General features: G+C 62.2%; 18 protein-coding genes. 7 read left to right on the forward strand and 11 right to left on the reverse strand.

What is annotated here, in order from left to right; translation table 11 throughout:
* Positions 1-7 precede the first annotated feature (7 nt).
* Positions 8-658, reverse strand: a complete 651-nt coding sequence (gene pdxH / locus AABA34_RS01630; protein WP_338303596.1) for a pyridoxamine 5'-phosphate oxidase — start codon at positions 656-658, stop codon at positions 8-10.
* A gap of 414 nt (positions 659-1072) precedes the next feature.
* Between pdxH and AABA34_RS01635 the strand changes: the two genes are divergently transcribed.
* From AABA34_RS01635 to AABA34_RS01655, 5 genes are all read left to right on the forward strand, one after another.
* Positions 1073-1399 carry a hypothetical protein gene (locus AABA34_RS01635; protein ID WP_338303597.1) on the forward strand — a complete coding sequence of 109 codons (327 nt, stop codon included), beginning with the start codon at positions 1073-1075 and terminating at the stop codon, positions 1397-1399.
* 77 nt (positions 1400-1476) lie between these two features.
* Positions 1477-2484, forward strand: a complete 1008-nt coding sequence (locus AABA34_RS01640; RefSeq protein ID WP_338303598.1) for a DnaJ C-terminal domain-containing protein — start codon at positions 1477-1479, stop codon at positions 2482-2484.
* A 13-nt stretch (positions 2485-2497) separates the two neighbouring features.
* On the forward strand, positions 2498-3535 hold the full coding sequence (locus tag AABA34_RS01645) for a YihY/virulence factor BrkB family protein (protein WP_338303599.1): 1038 nt from the start codon (positions 2498-2500) through the stop codon (positions 3533-3535).
* A 13-nt stretch (positions 3536-3548) separates the two neighbouring features.
* Positions 3549-4355, forward strand: coding sequence for an enoyl-ACP reductase FabI (gene fabI / locus AABA34_RS01650; RefSeq protein WP_338303600.1), 807 nt, complete (start codon positions 3549-3551; stop codon positions 4353-4355).
* A gap of 150 nt (positions 4356-4505) precedes the next feature.
* Positions 4506-5519 carry an NAD-dependent epimerase/dehydratase family protein gene (locus AABA34_RS01655; RefSeq protein WP_338303601.1) on the forward strand — a complete coding sequence of 338 codons (1014 nt, stop codon included), beginning with the start codon at positions 4506-4508 and terminating at the stop codon, positions 5517-5519.
* Here the strand turns inward: AABA34_RS01655 and wecC are convergent.
* From wecC to AABA34_RS01705, 10 genes are all read right to left on the reverse strand, one after another.
* The gene (gene wecC / locus AABA34_RS01660) at positions 5516-6823 is read right to left on the reverse strand and encodes a UDP-N-acetyl-D-mannosamine dehydrogenase (RefSeq protein ID WP_338303602.1); all 1308 of its coding nucleotides are present in this window, start codon (positions 6821-6823) and stop codon (positions 5516-5518) included. The two genes, AABA34_RS01655 and wecC, sit on opposite strands and share 4 nt — an antisense overlap.
* On the reverse strand, positions 6820-7971 hold the full coding sequence (gene wecB / locus AABA34_RS01665) for a non-hydrolyzing UDP-N-acetylglucosamine 2-epimerase (protein ID WP_338303603.1): 1152 nt from the start codon (positions 7969-7971) through the stop codon (positions 6820-6822). The genes wecC and wecB overlap by 4 nt, the downstream gene beginning before the upstream one ends.
* 129 nt (positions 7972-8100) lie before the next feature.
* Positions 8101-8691 carry a hypothetical protein gene (locus AABA34_RS01670; protein ID WP_338303604.1) on the reverse strand — a complete coding sequence of 197 codons (591 nt, stop codon included), beginning with the start codon at positions 8689-8691 and terminating at the stop codon, positions 8101-8103.
* 92 nt (positions 8692-8783) lie between these two features.
* Positions 8784-9305 carry a demethoxyubiquinone hydroxylase family protein gene (locus AABA34_RS01675; RefSeq protein ID WP_034956586.1) on the reverse strand — a complete coding sequence of 174 codons (522 nt, stop codon included), beginning with the start codon at positions 9303-9305 and terminating at the stop codon, positions 8784-8786.
* Positions 9306-9331: 26 nt separating this feature from the next.
* Positions 9332-9784 carry a disulfide bond formation protein B gene (locus tag AABA34_RS01680; RefSeq protein ID WP_338303605.1) on the reverse strand — a complete coding sequence of 151 codons (453 nt, stop codon included), beginning with the start codon at positions 9782-9784 and terminating at the stop codon, positions 9332-9334.
* A 49-nt stretch (positions 9785-9833) separates the two neighbouring features.
* Positions 9834-11177 (reverse strand): S41 family peptidase, encoded by a 1344-nt coding sequence (locus tag AABA34_RS01685; protein ID WP_338303606.1) that lies wholly within the window; start codon positions 11175-11177, stop codon positions 9834-9836.
* A 167-nt stretch (positions 11178-11344) separates the two neighbouring features.
* Positions 11345-12583 carry a murein hydrolase activator EnvC family protein gene (locus AABA34_RS01690; protein WP_338303607.1) on the reverse strand — a complete coding sequence of 413 codons (1239 nt, stop codon included), beginning with the start codon at positions 12581-12583 and terminating at the stop codon, positions 11345-11347.
* 7 nt (positions 12584-12590) lie between these two features.
* Positions 12591-13013 (reverse strand): 23S rRNA (pseudouridine(1915)-N(3))-methyltransferase RlmH, encoded by a 423-nt coding sequence (locus AABA34_RS01695; protein ID WP_338304773.1) that lies wholly within the window; start codon positions 13011-13013, stop codon positions 12591-12593.
* Between the two features lie 134 nt (positions 13014-13147).
* Positions 13148-13561 (reverse strand): ribosome silencing factor, encoded by a 414-nt coding sequence (gene rsfS, locus AABA34_RS01700; protein ID WP_034956578.1) that lies wholly within the window; start codon positions 13559-13561, stop codon positions 13148-13150.
* An 87-nt stretch (positions 13562-13648) separates the two neighbouring features.
* Complete coding sequence (locus AABA34_RS01705; protein ID WP_338303608.1) at positions 13649-14320, reverse strand: nicotinate-nucleotide adenylyltransferase; 672 nt, start codon at positions 14318-14320, stop codon at positions 13649-13651.
* A 337-nt stretch (positions 14321-14657) separates the two neighbouring features.
* On the opposite strand from AABA34_RS01705, the gene AABA34_RS01710 reads away from it, so the two are divergent.
* On the forward strand, positions 14658-15770 hold the full coding sequence (locus tag AABA34_RS01710; protein ID WP_338303609.1) for a M23 family metallopeptidase: 1113 nt from the start codon (positions 14658-14660) through the stop codon (positions 15768-15770).
* Between the two features lie 16 nt (positions 15771-15786).
* Positions 15787-16179 carry a bactofilin family protein gene (locus AABA34_RS01715; RefSeq protein ID WP_338303610.1) on the forward strand — a complete coding sequence of 131 codons (393 nt, stop codon included), beginning with the start codon at positions 15787-15789 and terminating at the stop codon, positions 16177-16179.
* Positions 16180-16195 lie beyond the last annotated feature (16 nt).

The raw sequence follows: 16195 nt of genomic DNA on the forward strand, positions 1-16195 counted from the left end.
GGTTTCCTCAGGGGTAGAGCAGTGTGTCCGACCACCCATCTGCCGTGCGAGTGAAGCGGCGGCGATCGTGCAGGCGGTTGTCGCGGTCCATCCAGAACTCGATCGCGGCGGGTCGCAGGGTGAAGCCCGTCCAATGCGACGGACGCGGCACCCGGCCTTCCGCTTCGTGTTCGGCCCAGATTGCCTCCACCCTGTCGAGATAGGTCTGGCGTACAGGCAAGGCACGCGACTGGTCGCTGGCCGCGCTGCCGACCTGGCTCTTGTACGGGCGCGAGTGGAAGTAGGCATCGGCTCGTTCGGGGCTCACTTCCTCCAGCGGCCCTTCGATCCGGATCTGGCGGCGCAGGCTCTTCCAGTGGAACAGCAGCGCGGCCTGCATGTTGGCGCGGATTTCGCCACCCTTGCGGCTGTCAGCATTGGTGAAGAAGGTGAAGCCGCCGTCCCCGCTTTCTGCCGGGCCGTGTCCTTTGAGCAGCACCATCCGCACCGACGGCGCACCATCCGGGGTTGCCGTCGCCAGCGCCATGGCGTTGGGATCGTTCGGCTCGCTCGCCTGCGCATCGGCGAACCAAGAATCGAACAGGGCATAGGGGTCTGCACCGCTCGGGATCATGGTGTCACCCAATTGGGCCGGGTTAAGGGGGTCAGATTGGCTCATTTCCGGGCTTTCCTGGCTTTGAAGTCCTACAGGGTGGAACATGTGGAACACGGTCCTGATGATAAAAAATACGAAGTGTCACCCTCTTTGGCTTAAGTGTCACTTTTGCCGCCCGAGTGTAACCCTTTGAGCGAAAACCGTGACCTCTGATCTCCGGGGCGCGACGATTGGCAGGGGCCGGCACTGGACGGCATGTGAATCAGGAGTTCGGATTTCGATGCAGACATAAGCGCGTGTTTAGGGCAGGCGAAACCGGGTAGGAAAGCGGTGTCTCGTGATCTATTCGCAACCCACGCTTGCACCCGGGCACCGTCTCACCCGATCAAGGCCACGTGCGTATAGCAATATAGGAAGGCCGCATTTGTCTTGGCAAAATGCCTTTCAACAACAGTTGCTTCAGGTTAATCTAAGCGGATGAATGACGGTCTTGCTTACCTGTTGCTCTTTGGAATTTTCGCCGGTTGCATCTGGGGTGCCGTGTCCGCTGTCCGCGCAGGCATGAAGAGCCGGTTCTTTTTTTCTTATCGACTCCTTGAATTCCCTATCTTGATGGCCGGAATCGTGCTGGCGCTTGGTCCAGCGATGGATTGGGTGCAGGGCAAGGAAACAATTTGGGCCATTCGCATCGCGTCGTTTGCAATCCTTTGCGGAGCTTGTGGCATTCTCTACACTTTTGGTTTCCTACTCGGACTTCGCAAACGTAGCCGGAGTGAAGGCATAATAGGCCTCACCGACTACTAAGAACTGCAGTCGGAAACGCACTCTCCCCACAACCCGCGCTTGCACCCGGGCACCGTCTCACCTAGCTAACACACAAGATGAACGATCCATATCGCACCCTTGGCGTTGCGCGCACGGCCTCCGAAAAGGAGATCAAGAGCGCCTATCGCAAGCTCGCCAAGGAGCTTCACCCCGATCGCAACAAGGACAACCCCAAGGCCGCCGAGAAATTCTCGGACGCGACCAAGGCGTATGATCTGTTGTCGGACAAGGACAAGCGTGCCCAGTTCGATCGCGGCGAAATCGACGGCGAAGGCAATCCGATGAACCCCTTTGCCGGAATGGGCGGAGGCGGCATGGGCGGCGGCGCTCGCGGCTTTGGCCGGGGTTTCGGCGGGGCGGGCGCACGTCCGGGCGGCGGCTTTCGCGATTCCGAATTCCAGGGCTTCGGCGCCGACGACGTCGATCTGGGCGACCTGTTCGAAGGGTTGTTCGGAGGCCGCGCGCGCCAACAGGAAGCGCCCCGGCGCGGCTTTGGCACACGGCCTCCGCCACCACCGCCACGGCGCGGTGCGGATATCCAGTATCGGCTGGCCGTGCCTTTCGTCGACGCGGCGACCGGCAGGGACCAACGCATCACGCTGGCCGATGGCAAGGCGATCAACCTTAAGCTGCCCGGCGGCGTCGAAGACGGCACGCAGATGCGGCTGAAGGACAAGGGCCACACCGGCCCCGGCGGCAATGGCGACGGGATCGTGATGATCGAAGTCGGTCCGCACCCGTTCTTCCGCCGCGATGGCGACAATATCCGCATGGACTTGCCGATCACGCTCGATGAAGCGGTGAACGGCGGCAAGGTGAAATGCCCGACGGTGGATGGCCCGGTGATGCTGACGCTGAAACCGGGGATCAACGGCGGCACGGTGATGAGGCTTTCGGGCAAGGGCTGGACCAAGAAATCGGGCAAGGATGCCGAGGGCAGGCCGCTGCGCGGGGATCAGCTGGTGACGCTCGAAATCCAGATGCCCGAAGATATCGAAGCACTGAAGGAACGGCTCGGCGACTGGAAGGACCCGGCCAGCCCGCGGGCGAAATTCGGGCTGTAGGTCGGGCGGCGCCTTGGGAACCGAAAGCCACCCGCCCCGCCACCCGGAATGGCACCTTCACGAGCTGGAAATCCGTTCGCTTTCACCCGAAGCGCGGCGGCTGCGCGCCATGTCGCAGCCGGTGCATTTCACCGCCAGTCATACCGCTGCACCGCCCGCCTTGGGCGGCCTCGCGGGCTTGGCCAGCCGGATAGGCCCCGGCACGCGCCCGTTCGAAGTCGTCCGGCGCACGGTGGTGGGCACATGGCAGGACGGTTTCATCCATGCTGGCAACCTCGCCTATCTCTCGATGCTGGCGATCTTCCCTTTCTTCATCATCGGCGCCGCGCTGTTCGAACTGGTCGGCGGGCGTGATCGCGCGCGCGAACTGGTGGAAACGGTGCTGATGGCGATGCCGCCAACCGTCAGCAGCGCGATCGGCCCGGTGGCGGAAGAGATCATCTACGCCCGCGACGGATGGCTGCTGTGGCTCGGCGCGGGCGTCGCGCTGTGGACGGTATCGAGCCTCGTCGAAACCATCCGCGATATATTGCGGCGGGCCTATGGCACCCGCGCGATCCGCGCCTTCTGGAAAAACCGCCTGCTGTCTGCGGCTTTCATCCTCGGATCGGTGGTGCTGTTGATGGTGTCGCTGTTCGCGCAGGTCGCGATTGGCGCGGCGCAGCAGGTTATTATCGCCACGATCCCGCAATTGTCCGAGGTGCTCGACGAATTGCGGCTTTCGCGGATTGTACCGGCGATCGGCCTGGCGCTGTCGCTCTACCTCTTGTTCTTCACGCTGACCCCGCAGCAATACCGGGCAAAGGTCTATCCGAAATGGCCCGGCGCGCTGTTCACCGCCGCATGGTGGGTTGGCGTTACCACGGCGCTGCCGCCGATCCTGCGGAGCTTTTTCACCTACAGCCTGACCTATGGCAGCATGGCGGGCATCATCATCGCGCTGTTCTTTTTCTGGCTCGTCGGGCTTGGCCTCGTTATCGGGGCGGAATTGAACGCGGCGCTGGCCGAGCCCGAGGTGGGCGGGGCCGGCGCGCAGACACAGGATAGTTGAGGAGACACTTGGCATGACCCAGCTGATGAAGGGCAAGCGTGGACTGATCATGGGACTTGCCAATGACAAGTCGCTGGCGTGGGGCATTGCGAAACAGCTTGCCGAACACGGGGCGGAGCTGGCCTTTTCCTATCAGGGCGAGGCTCTGGCCAAACGCGTCAAGCCGCTGGCGCAGCAGCTGGGCAGCGACTTCACTTTCGAATGTGATGTATCCGATATGGAGTCATTGGACGCGGCCTTCGCGACGCTGAAGCAGCGGTGGGACACACTCGATTTCGTGGTCCATGCGATCGGCTTTTCGGACAAGAGCGAATTGCGCGGCAAATATGTCGACACTAGCCTCGACAATTTCCTGATGACGATGAACATCTCCGCCTACTCGCTGGTCGCGGTGACAAAGCGCGCAGCGGAAATGATGCCCGAAAGTGGGGGCAGCATCCTGACGCTGACCTATTACGGCGCGGAAAAAGTTGTGCCGCATTACAATGTGATGGGCGTGGCCAAGGCGGCACTGGAGACGAGTGTGCGCTATCTCGCCAATGACCTGGGGCCCAAGGGGATCCGGGTCAACGCGATCAGCGCCGGACCGGTCAAAACACTCGCCGCAAGCGGGATCGGCGACTTCCGCTATATCCTCAAATGGAACGAGCTGAACTCGCCGCTGCGGCGCAATATCACGATCGAGGATGTCGGTGGATCGGGCCTCTATTTCCTTTCCGACCTGTCATCCGGCGTCACCGGAGAGGTGCACCACGTCGATGCGGGCTATCACCTCGTCGGCATGAAACAGGAAGATGCACCCGATATCGCGCTTTCTTGACGATTGATCTACCGTAATTTCTTAATCGGCTCCCGCTAACAGAATTCCAACGGCGGCGCAGACTTAACTTTTCCATTTGCACAGAGCCGGGGTTACTGCCTCCAAATCTGAGGCAAACTGGCGAGAACGAGACCAAGCCAAGGGGTGGCAATGCGCAAAGTCCTCATCACCGGTTCGGCCGGGTTCATCGGGTTTCACCTCGCACGCCTCCTGCTGAACGAGGGCTTTCGCGTCGCCGGCTTTGACGGGATGACCGACTACTACGATGTCCGGTTGAAAGAGCGGCGGCATCAAATGCTGCTCCAGAACCCGAATTTCCGCTGCGTCACCGCTATGCTTGAGGACTTTGATGCGCTGCATTCGCTGGCGATGGAGGAAAAGCCGGACATCATCGTCCACCTCGCTGCGCAGGCAGGGGTCCGCTACAGCCTCGAAAACCCGCGCGCCTATGTTGATGCGAACCTTGTCGGCACTTTCAACGTCATGGAATGCGCGCGCGAATTGGGCGTCGATCACCTTCTCATGGCATCGACCAGTTCGGTCTATGGCGCGAATGAGGAAATGCCGTTCGACGAGCGTCAGAAATGCGACACCCCGCTGACGCTCTACGCCGCGACGAAGAAGGCGAACGAGGCTATGGCGCATTCCTACGCCCATCTGTGGAACCTGCCGACCACCATGTTCCGGTTCTTCACGGTCTATGGCCCGTGGGGTCGCCCGGACATGGCGCTGTTCAAGTTCACGCGTGGCATCCTCGAAGGCACGCCGATCGACATTTACAACAATGGCGAGATGTTCCGCGACTTCACCTATGTCACCGATCTGGTGCGCGGCATCCGCCTGCTGATCGACAAGGCGCCGGGTCGCCCGGAAAGCGCAGACGATATTCCCGAGTGGGATTCGCTGTCCCCTGCTGCCCCCTGGCGGGTGGTCAATATCGGCAACAGCGACAAGGTGCGGCTGATGGATTTCGTCGAGGCAATCGAGGCGGAATGCGGACGCGAGGCGGTGAAGAATTTCATGCCGATGCAAAAGGGCGATGTGCCTGCGACCTGGGCCGATGCGACACTGCTGGGCGAATTGACCGGGTACGCCCCGCAAACCGGAGTGCGTGACGGCATCCGCGAATTCGTCGCGTGGTATCGCGATTATTACGCGGTCTAGGCCACCATCCGGCGTTCGACGAAGCTGTAAAGCCGCGGCGCCTCTGCCCACACGCCGCGTGTGTCGACGATTTCGCCCTCTGGCCGCGCGCTCCCTTTGAAGCCCTGGTGATCGACCAGCATCACATGGATGTCCGCCCGTGCCGCCTCGGCTGGCTGCACCAGCGCCGCGCCTTCGAGCGATGCGGGCAGCGTATTGACATTGGGTTCGACCACCAAGATCGGCCCGCTGTGCCACGCGAGAATTTCTTCGGCGATTTCCAGCGCCGGGCTTTCGCGCAAATCGTCAATGTCAGGTTTGAAGGCGAGGCCGTAGACCGCGATCCGCACCTCCGCGGCGGTTTTCGCCGGGTGATTGGCAAGGTGATTGCCCAGCGCCGCCTTGACCTGATCCAGCACCCATTCCGGCTTGCCTGAATTGACCCGGCGTGCAGTCTGGATCAGCGGCGAAGCATCGGGCGCGGACGAAACGATGAACCACGGGTCCACCGCGATACAATGCCCGCCGACACCCGGCCCCGGCTGCAGGATGTTCACGCGCGGGTGCCGGTTGGCGAGCATGATCAGCTCCCACACATCGATTTCCAGCTCGTCGCAGATCAAGGACAGCTCATTGGCAAAGGCGATATTGACGTCGCGGAAGCTGTTTTCGGTAAGCTTGGCCATCTCGGCGGCGCGCGGGCCCGAGGCGATGACGCAATCTCCGGTGACGAACAGCTTGTACAGCGCAGCTGCCGTCAGCGAGCAGCGCTGAGTCATCCCGCCAATCACCCGATCATTTGTGATCAGTTCCTGCATGACCTTGCCGGGCAACACACGTTCCGGACAATGTGCGATCCGGATGTCGGACTGCTCACCCGCCTGCTGCGGGAAAGTCAGGTCGCTGCGATGGGCGGCAAGCCAACGCGCCATCGCCTCGGTCGCGCCAACGGGCGAAGTGGATTCGAGGATCACGATATTGCCCGGCTCGAGCACCGGGGCGATCGCCTTGCAGGCTGCCTCGATATAGGAAAGATCGGGTTCGTGATTGTCGCCCTTGAAGGGGGTAGGAACGGCGATCAGGAATGCGTCAGCGGGTTCGGGAACCATGGTCGCGCGCAGGAAACCCCGGTTCACCGCAGCGCTGACGACCATGTCGAGGTCAGGCTCGATGATATGGATGTCACCGCGATTGATCGTATCGACCGTTTTCGGGTTCACATCGACACCGACAACCTCGACCTTGCGCGATGCGAACATCGCTGCGGTCGGCAGGCCGATATAACCAAGGCCGATGACGGAGACTTTGCTTATGGGTTTTCTCATGGGTTCACCGGCTGTGAGTGTTCGAAGTGCTGGACGATGGCGTCGCGGATCCGGGTAGAGGCTAGGCCGTCGCCATAGGGGTTGTGAGCAAGTGCCATGGCTTCATAGGCGCTCCGATCATCGAGCAAGGCCCTCGCCGCGCGCACGATCAGGTCGCTATCGGTACCCACCAGCCGGACGGTTCCGGCAGCGACCGCTTCAGGCCGTTCGGTGGTGTCGCGCATGACCAGCACCGGCTTGCCCAGCGAAGGTGCTTCTTCCTGCACACCGCCAGAATCGGTCAGAATGATATCAGCGGCCTGCATCAGATGGACAAAGGGCAAGTAATCCTGCGGCTCGATCAGATGCACGGCAGGATGGGCGGCTAGCCGCGCCTCAACCGGCCCTTTGACATTGGGATTGAGATGCACCGGATAGATCACCTGCGTGTCGCCCCGGTCGGCAAGCCAGGCGATGGCGTCGCAAATGCGCTCAAACCCGCCGCCAAAGCTTTCGCGGCGATGGCCGGTGACAAGGATCAGCCGTTTGCTCCGATCGATACCCAGGCGCGCATCGAGCGCGGCCGATTGCGCGGGATCCTGGCTCAGGCGCTCCACCACTTCGAGCAGCGCGTCGATGACCGTGTTGCCTGTCACAACAATGTGATCGGCGGGCACGTTTTCTGCCAGCAGATTGGCGCGCGACCCTTGAGTTGGGGTGAAATGAAGCCGCGTGATTGCGCCGGCGACCTTGCGATTGATCTCTTCGGGCCAGGGTGAATAGATGTTACCGGTGCGCAAACCCGCTTCGACGTGACCCACGGGCACGCGAGCGTAATAGGCCGCCAACGAAGCCGCGAGGGTCGTGGTGGTATCGCCATGCACCAGCACGATATCGGGGGCTTCTACATCGAGGACAGGTTTCAGTCCGAGCAACACCCCGGCGGTGATTTCATGCAGGCCCTGTCCCGGTTTCATAAGGTCCAGATCGTGATCCGGGACAATTCCGAACAGATCGAGCACCTGGTCGAGCATTTCGCGGTGCTGCGCGGTGACGCAGACGCGTGCATCGAATCGCGGATCAGCCGCAAGCGCCCGCACCACCGGAGCCATCTTGATGGCTTCGGGACGGGTGCCGAATATCAGCAAGGCCTTTATCGGTCTGGTCACGCGTTCTCAATCTCGTTGCCGCACGACCAATCGGGCCTGTGCGGCGGCTATGAATGACGAGATTGGGCCTTAGCAGAGATCGGTCAGGGAACGGTTAATGGAGCGGTTATTATTATCGCGCTCCGCCAGTCACTTGCCAGGCTCTTCTTCGGCTGCGGGAGCGGGCAATTCATCTTCCCCCGGAAGCGGCTGATCGCGTTCGCGTTCGAGGCGCTGGAGATATTCACGCTCGATCTGCTCGACCCGTTCCTGTTCAGCGGCGGCATCGGCGTCGATCGTCGAAAGACGTTCCTGCCGCGCTTCCTCGATCAGCTGGCTGAAGCGCACGTTTTCACCCTCGGCACGGTCGGCGTAAGCGGCGTTGATCATCTGCTGCGTGCAGCCCGTAATCCCGCCGGCACCGGCGGGGCTGCACGACATCGTGCCGAAGTCACCGATGTAGCGGATCTTTTCGACGCGGCTCGTCCAGGACTCGTTCTCAGGCGAGTCGCTCTGCCGCAGATTCGAAGGAATGCGATACCGCTCCGCCTCGACCAGGATTTCACAAACGACGATTTCGCCCGGCTGGCTGGCGGTGGGGCATTCATCCTCGCTGTATGCGATGACCATATTCACCCGCTCTCCGGTCGGCGCCTGTTCCGGTTCCTGCGCGAAAGCAGGTGAGGCGCAAACGATGGCGGCGAAGGGGGCGACGAAGGCAAGGCGCGACAGAATGGCCATTGGGGTTCCTCTCAAGCGAGCGCGATCGGCGCTCAAGATGTTCTGACCGCTACATAGCAGCCGCTGAACCGCTACTGAAGGGTGCAGATTGGCTAAATCCGCTCACTCACCTTGATCGCGATCCGGCAGCCGAGCCTGATCGCGCCGGACAGCAGCGGATAGGCAGGCGCGTTCTCCGCTCCGTTTGCCAAGGCAGCGTCGCGGTGCTGGCGCTCGTCCTCGCGGAATTCCTCGATCATGGTGGCAAGTTCGGGATCGGCACCGGTTTCGGCGAGGCGCTCAAGCTGTTCGGTATAATGCTTGTCGATCTCTTCCTCGACAGCGGCGGTGCAGGCCATTGCAGCTTCCGGCCCAAGCAGTGCGGTGCCTGCGCCCAGCGCATAGCCGGCGGCAGACCAGAACGGGTGCAGCGCCGTCGGGCGGACCCCGCGCTTTGCCAGCATTTCGTCGAAGCGGGCGCGGTGGCCCTCTTCCTGTTCGGCCATGTGGCGGATTTCCGCCGAGTGCGGGCCGCGATCACCCATGACCGCCAACTGCCCTTCGTAAATGCGGGTCGCGCCGAATTCCCCGGCCTGGTCGACCCGGATCATGCGGTGAAGTTCTTGGCGGTCCATAGTGGGCTCCTGAATCTCGTGTCTACTTACTTCCTATACGCAGCCAAAGCCACCACGGCTGCCCCACCGACGCACGATATCAGGAAGTTGAACCCGGCAAGGGAGATGCCGAAGAGTGTCCACGGCGCGACATCGCACCGCACCAGCGGGGCGGCGGAGATATCCATCACATCGGTGCCGCTGGGCATGGTGCTGCATCCGGTGATGCCTTCCCACCAGCCATATTCGACGCCCGCGTGGAAGCCGCCGATCAGGCCGGAGGTAACTATCGCGAGGCCCGCCAGCGCGACCCAGACCCGCTGCGGTGTTGCAAGGAACGACACCAGCGCGAACGCAAGTGCGGCGAAATGGGGATAGCGCTGCCACCAGCACATTTCGCAGGGAAACAGGCCAAAGCCATATTGCGACACATAGGCGCCGCCCAGAAGCCCGCCCGAAACGGCGAGCGCGAGCAGGCGGGATTGCTGCAAACCAGTCATGCTGCCCACTTAAGCAGCGCGGCGCCGAATGGCCAGTGCGATCAATCGATCAACGGCGTGTGTTCAACGCAACCGAGCTGGCCGTGGTGCGACGCAGGGTTTCGAGCGCGTAGTGCAGCTGGAAATCCTCGATGCCCTGCTCCTCAAGCTGTTCCGAAGTCAGCTTGAAGCGCGGATCGTCGATCCTGTCGGATTCCATCTCCTCGTCGGCGATGCCGAGTTCGTTGATCAGATGGCCCCGCAGATCGGATTCGCGCGTCTGGAACTTCTCGCGCAGGGCGAAATCGGGATCGGACAGCTGCGGCACGCGGATATCGGGGGTGATCCCGCCTTCCTGGACCGATTTGCCGGAAGGCGTGTAATACCGCGCCGTCGTCAGCTTGAGCGCGGCATCGGGGCCAAGCGGCAACAGCGATTGCACCGAGCCCTTGCCGAAGCTGCGCTGCCCCATGATCAGCGCGCGGCGATGATCCTGCAACGCGCCCGCAACGATTTCCGAAGCCGAGGCGGAACCTGCATCGATCAGCACGATCACCGGGACACCTTCGGCCATATCGCCGCGGAATACGGTTTCGGCATCGTACAGCAGCGTTTCACCGCGGGCGCGGCCACGTTGCGAAACGATCCGCCCAGTCTTCAGGAACAGATCCGACAGCGCGACCGCCTCGTCCAGCGATCCGCCAGGGTTGGAGCGCAGATCGAGCACCAGCCCGCTCATGCGACCGGTCGCCTCGCTCTTGAGGTCCTCCCATGCGCGGTACACATCCGCACCGACATCGGCGGAGAATTCATTGACCGAAATGACGCCGATGTTGCCTGCTTCAAGCTTGTAAGTGACCGGCTCCAGTTCGATCACGCCGCGCGTGACATCGACTTCGATCGGTTCGTCGCGACCGGGGCGGAAGATCGTCAGCTTGATCGAAGTACCGGCTTTGCCGCGCATCCGGGCAACGGCATCGTCCAATTCGCCACCGACGATCAGATCGCCATCGAGGTGCGTGATGAAGTCACCCGCCTTGATACCCACCTGATCGGCAGGGCTGCCCTTGAACGGGGAAATCACCTTCACCGCGCCATCTTCGAGGATGACCGAAAGGCCCAGGCCCGAATAATTGCCGTCGATCATGGTGTTGAGCCGCTCAAGATCGCTGCCGTCGAGATACCCTGAATGCGGATCAAGCGCCGCCAGCATCCCGTCGATCATGCCGCGCACAAGCACTTCGTCATCGACAGGCTCTACATAGTTGGCCTGAATGCGCTGGTAGACCGCGAACACCTTGGCCAGTTCAGGCCCGGCACGGCCATCGACCTGAGCCATGGTGGCGGTGGTGGCCGGGATCAACGCGACGGCGGTGACCAGCGCGGCGCTGCGAAGCAAGGCGGCAATTTTCATAAGGCGGCAGAGGCTCCTTTCGCACACTTTGTATAGGTTCGTGCAGCTTAACGCCAGATGAGAGCAATTGAGCGGAATTCAACGTCCCGGTGCGGGGCAGTTAAGCGCGATAGTCTTAGTATTCGGCGATCTCATCATCGCATTAAGCCGAAGACCCCATGGCCGGGTTAACCAAGGAAATTGAGCGGGTTAACCGGTTCGCCATTCCGGCGCAGTTCAATCGTGACGAGCGGCGCATCGCTGCCCGCCACGCCGAGCGGTGCGCCTGCGATCACTGCATCGCCCACTTCGGCCTCGATCCGGTCAAGCCCGGTGACAAGACTTGTCCAGCCGCCTTCGTGTTCGATGATGACGATTCGCCCGAAGCCTCGATACGGCCCGGCAAAGGCGATCCGCCCGGTCGCGGGCGCAACCACTTGGGCACCACGCGCCGGACCGAGTTCGAGGCTGGTCGAACGCATCCCGCTTTCGCGCAATTCACCGAAGCCTGTCACAGTCCGGCCCTGAACCGGAAGCTGGAACCCGGAAAGCCGCGTGCTGGACGGACTGGGGCTGGGGGTCGCCATCGCTGATCGGTCAGACGCTGAAACCGGCCCGGCGGAGATATCGGCAGGGCGCAGGATCGGGCCGGACAAGGCCGCCAGTTCGCGGCGAAGCGTTGCGGCTTCGTCGATCTTGTCGATCAGCCCGTCGAGATCGCGAGCCTCTTCAGCGAGGGCTAGCGCCCGTTCCGCCTCGCGTGCGGCAACACCACGGGCCTCACGAGATGCGAGGCGCTGGCGGGTTTCGAGCTTTGCCAGTTCAGCCCGGCGGACCTGCAACTGTTCCTCGCTGGCGCGCAGGTTGGCGAGCGCGCGTTCGGCGCGGCGTTCGAGATTGCGGCGTTGCTCGAGCTCCGAGCGCAAGGCGGCGGTGCGCTGGCGGATTTCCGGCACCGCGGATTCGAGCACGGCACGGACATAGACGACGTCTTTGAGCGAACCGGGCTGCAAAGCCGAAAGCGCGAGCGGACGGCGTGCGGTCGTTTGCAAGGCCCCGGTCAGGCGGACGAGCGGCTGCTGGCGTTCCGCCAGGCGCGCAGACAGCGCCGCGCTGGCGGATTGGGCAAGCGAATAGCGTGCGAGAGCGGCGGCGATATCGGCTTCCGATGCCTGAATCTGCGCGGCAACGGATGCCGCCTCGCGCGCAGTCTTTTCCGCCTCCTCTTCCGCTTCGGAAGCTTCGCTGGCGAGGCGCGCTGCGCGGGCTTCGGCTTGCTGGCTTTCGCGTGTCGCCCGCTCCAGTTCGGCCTGCGCTTCGGCCGGTTCAAGGAGAGCGACTTCGCGTTGGGCCCAGCCTTGAGGCACGGCGACAATCAAGGCTCCGGCAATTCCGATCGAGACACAAATGGGGGCGGCGTGACGCATGGTGACGCTATCCTGCCCGATGATAGGGATGGCCTGCAAGAATGCTTGTGGCGCGATACAGCTGTTCCATCAGCATGGCCCGTGCCAGCAGGTGCGGCCAGGTTGCCGGGCCGAACGCCAGAAGCAGATCGGCTTCGGCCCGCTCCTGCTCGGAATGGCCGTCCGCCGCGCCGATCACAAAACGGGTTTCTCGGATGCCATCGTCGCGCCAGCGCCCGAGAGTCTCTGCAAGTTTCTCCGAAGCGAGCGCCTTGCCCCGCTCATCCAGCAAAACGGTCTTGAAGGGAGTGACGGGATCGGGGATCCGTCCTCCGGTTTCGGGCAGTTCGGTCAGACGAACAGGCCAGGTCATGCGCTTTTCATAACGCGCGACCAGCTCCGCTTCGGGCGAGCGGGCAATCTTACCGCGAGCGATGACGTGAAGCAGAATGACGGTCTTATCCGTAGCCTTGAGTCAGACGGCCCGCTTGCGGGCCGCAAGGCCGACCGGCCACCCGCAGCGATGCGACCATAAGGCCGCGTGAGCGAAGACATCGCAGCGCTGCTGCGCTGCGACAAAGCGAATTACGCCCGGCCTGCGGCCGCTTCGTTGCCTTCGAACGACCACATGCGTTCGAGGTTGTAGAAGCTGCGGACTTCCGGACGGAACAGGTGCACGACGACATCGCCGGCATCGATCAGCACCCAGTCGGCAGCCGGAAGGCCTTCGACCCGGACGGGACCGAAACCGGCCTGCTTGACCTTTTCGGCAAGCTTTTGCGCGATCGCGGCGACCTGACGGGTCGAACGGCCGCTGGCGATTACCATGTAATCGGCCACCGAGCTCTTGCCCTCAAGCGGGATCGAGACGATTTCCTGCGCCTGATCATCGTCGAGCTGGCGCATGACCAGATCGTGCAGGCTATCGAGTTGGGTATCAGTCGGCATGGCGGGAACAGCCCGTGGCGGAACTGCCGAAGCAGTGTGTGCCTGTGTCATAGGCTAGCATTATTCTCCAGATTGTAGGGTTGAAATGGGCGTCGGCACGCCGAATGGCAAGAAGTGAGTGAAAGGGCCCCAAAAGCCTCATTCGGTCTCACCTGTGTCCGGCCATTGCTGGATATGGCGAAAAGTCAGCCGATCACGCACCGGCGTTTCACGATAAAGCCCGGCCCAATCGGCATTGGCACGGCGGATAGCCGTGGCCGATCTTGAGTCCGGATCGAAACGCATGAACACCAGTGCCGGTGCGCTCCATTGCCCCCGTTTCCTGAAACCGGCGACAGACACCCGATAGCGTCTGAGCCAGGCCATGGCGGGGCTCGTCATGGCCTGCGCATCATAACCGGGTCGCGCGATCACTGCAATCGGCATGGTGCGGGCGATATCGCGCCAGTCCTTCCACCTGTGAAACTGCGCGAGATTATCCGACCCCATCAACCAAACGAACTCGCGCCGGGGATAGCGCCGCTTGAGCGCGCGCAAGGTGTCTATTGTAAAGCGCGTGCCGAGCTGCTGCTCGATCGCGGTCGGCACAATGGGGGCGCGGCGAGCCAGCGATTGCGCCGATTTCATTCTCGCTGCCAACGGGGCCATCCCGGCCTTTGGCTTTAACGGGTTTCCGGGCGATACCAGCCACCATACCTCGTCGAGTCCCAAAGCTTCCATCGCAAACAGGGTGATACGGCGATGCCCTCCATGCGCCGGATTGAAACTGCCCCCCAGAAGTCCGGTGCGCTTTGTGCCTGATCGATTCATCCGAGCCGGGATAGCAGCCGCTCCCGACGCTGTCAGGAGAGCATTGCGGGACTCGGCTTTTCCAGCCGATTCGGCGCGCGCTTACCGCTCGGTCTGATTGTACGGAAACGACAAGAACGGGATTCTGGAGGAGTCTTGCTCGCAACTGAACGACTCACCGTGATAAATTCTCGGTTCGCCCTTTAGCGCTTTGGCGGGATTCGATTCTTCTAACAGCTCTTGTTAGGCCCCGGGCCGCAAAGCAAGAAAAGAAGCCGGGGCCGTCTTGTCAGAAAATTCAACGTCACGTCCTTGGGTTGAGAGGCTGCGCGAGTGGTTTCCCGACCGCGAGTTTTTCATGCGGTCCCAGGGTCAGGTTCGCTTCATCAAGATCTCTTCACGGATGCAGATGGGCGCTGCTGCGGCCGCTGCCGTTCTCGCTCTGGGCTGGGCTGGCTCAATGGGGGTCATGGCGTGGAACAACTACGTCGCTGAATCCAACATCGCTTCTTTCCAAGCGGAAAAAGCCCGGGTGGCCAGCACGCAAGAGCGGCTCAAGGCCTATGGTGACAACATCGACTCAGTGGTTGAAGACCTGAAGGCGCGGCAGGAAACGCTGGACGCGCTGGTCGAGATGCTTCCCGAAGATATTCAGGCGGTTGATACCAATGTGACCGATTCCCGCGAGGAAGCGGCAGAGACGGTCGAAAAAGTCGGCGCCTACTTCCCGCAGGCGCGTGGTCTTGCCGAAGTCGAAGCACGCCAGCTCGCCTTCGTCGAGAGCATGACCCGCTATGCCGACTGGCGCGCAGCTCGCGCAGAGCGCGCTTTGCGGATGCTCAACCTCGATCCGCAAGCGATGGAGCGCGCAACCCGGGACGATGTGCGGGCAGCCATGGGTGGTCCGCTCGAGATTCTTGCAACATCCGCCGACGGTTCGCTTGATCCCCGCTTCGAACGGCTGGGCCTGAGCCTTGCGCGCATGTCCGCTCTGGAACTGGCGCTAGATGGTGTCCCGCAGATCGCCCCGGCGGCAGACCAGCGCATCACTTCGGCTTTCGGCTACCGCCGCGATCCCTTCACCCGCCGTGCGGCAATGCACAGCGGGATCGATTTCAAAGGCCCTCTCGGTTCGCCGATCTACGCTGCCGCGATGGGTCAAGTTTCTTTCGCCGGGTGGAAATCCGGTTACGGCAAGTGCGTGGAGATCAGCCACCCCAACGGCATGATGACCCGTTACGCGCACTTGTCGCGGATCGACGTGGCAGTGGGGCAGTCCATCGATGCGGGCGAGACCTTGGGTGGTCTTGGCAGCACCGGACGGTCTACAGGTCCGCACCTGCATTTCGAAGTTCGTATCAATGGCCGCGCGGTCAATCCGCGCCCGTTTCTGGAGGCCGCCCCCGATGTTCTCAAAGAAGCCCGCGGATCGAACGCAATCCGTTCCAACTCCCCCCGCACCCGCGACTAATTCCCGAGGACGCAGCATGGCCCAAGGCAGCTCCACTTTTTCGGTTTTCGGTTCCGATGTCGTCATCACTGGAGACATCAGCGCCTCGGTTGACCTGCATATCGACGGCAAGGTCGATGGTGACATCAAATGCGCTTCGCTAGTCCAAGGTGAGTCCAGCGTAATCAACGGCGCTGTGACGGCAGAGAGCGCGCGCATGTCGGGCCGGGTGAAGGGTTCGATCACAGCCAAGGAGCTTGTGATCCTCAAGAGCGCCAAGATCGAAGGCGACGTGCATTACGATGCGCTGACGATCGAACAGGGCGCTCAGGTAGACGGGCGGTTTTCGCCCAATTCCCAGCGTCAGGTCGGGGCTTCCTTGTCGAAGCCTTCGGGCAGCTCCGATCCCCAGCTGCAGATCGCAAACTAATCTTACCGCCTCCGGG

The organism is Erythrobacter sp. Dej080120_24, from assembly GCF_036322605.1.
GTDB lineage: Bacteria > Pseudomonadota > Alphaproteobacteria > Sphingomonadales > Sphingomonadaceae > Erythrobacter > Erythrobacter aurantius.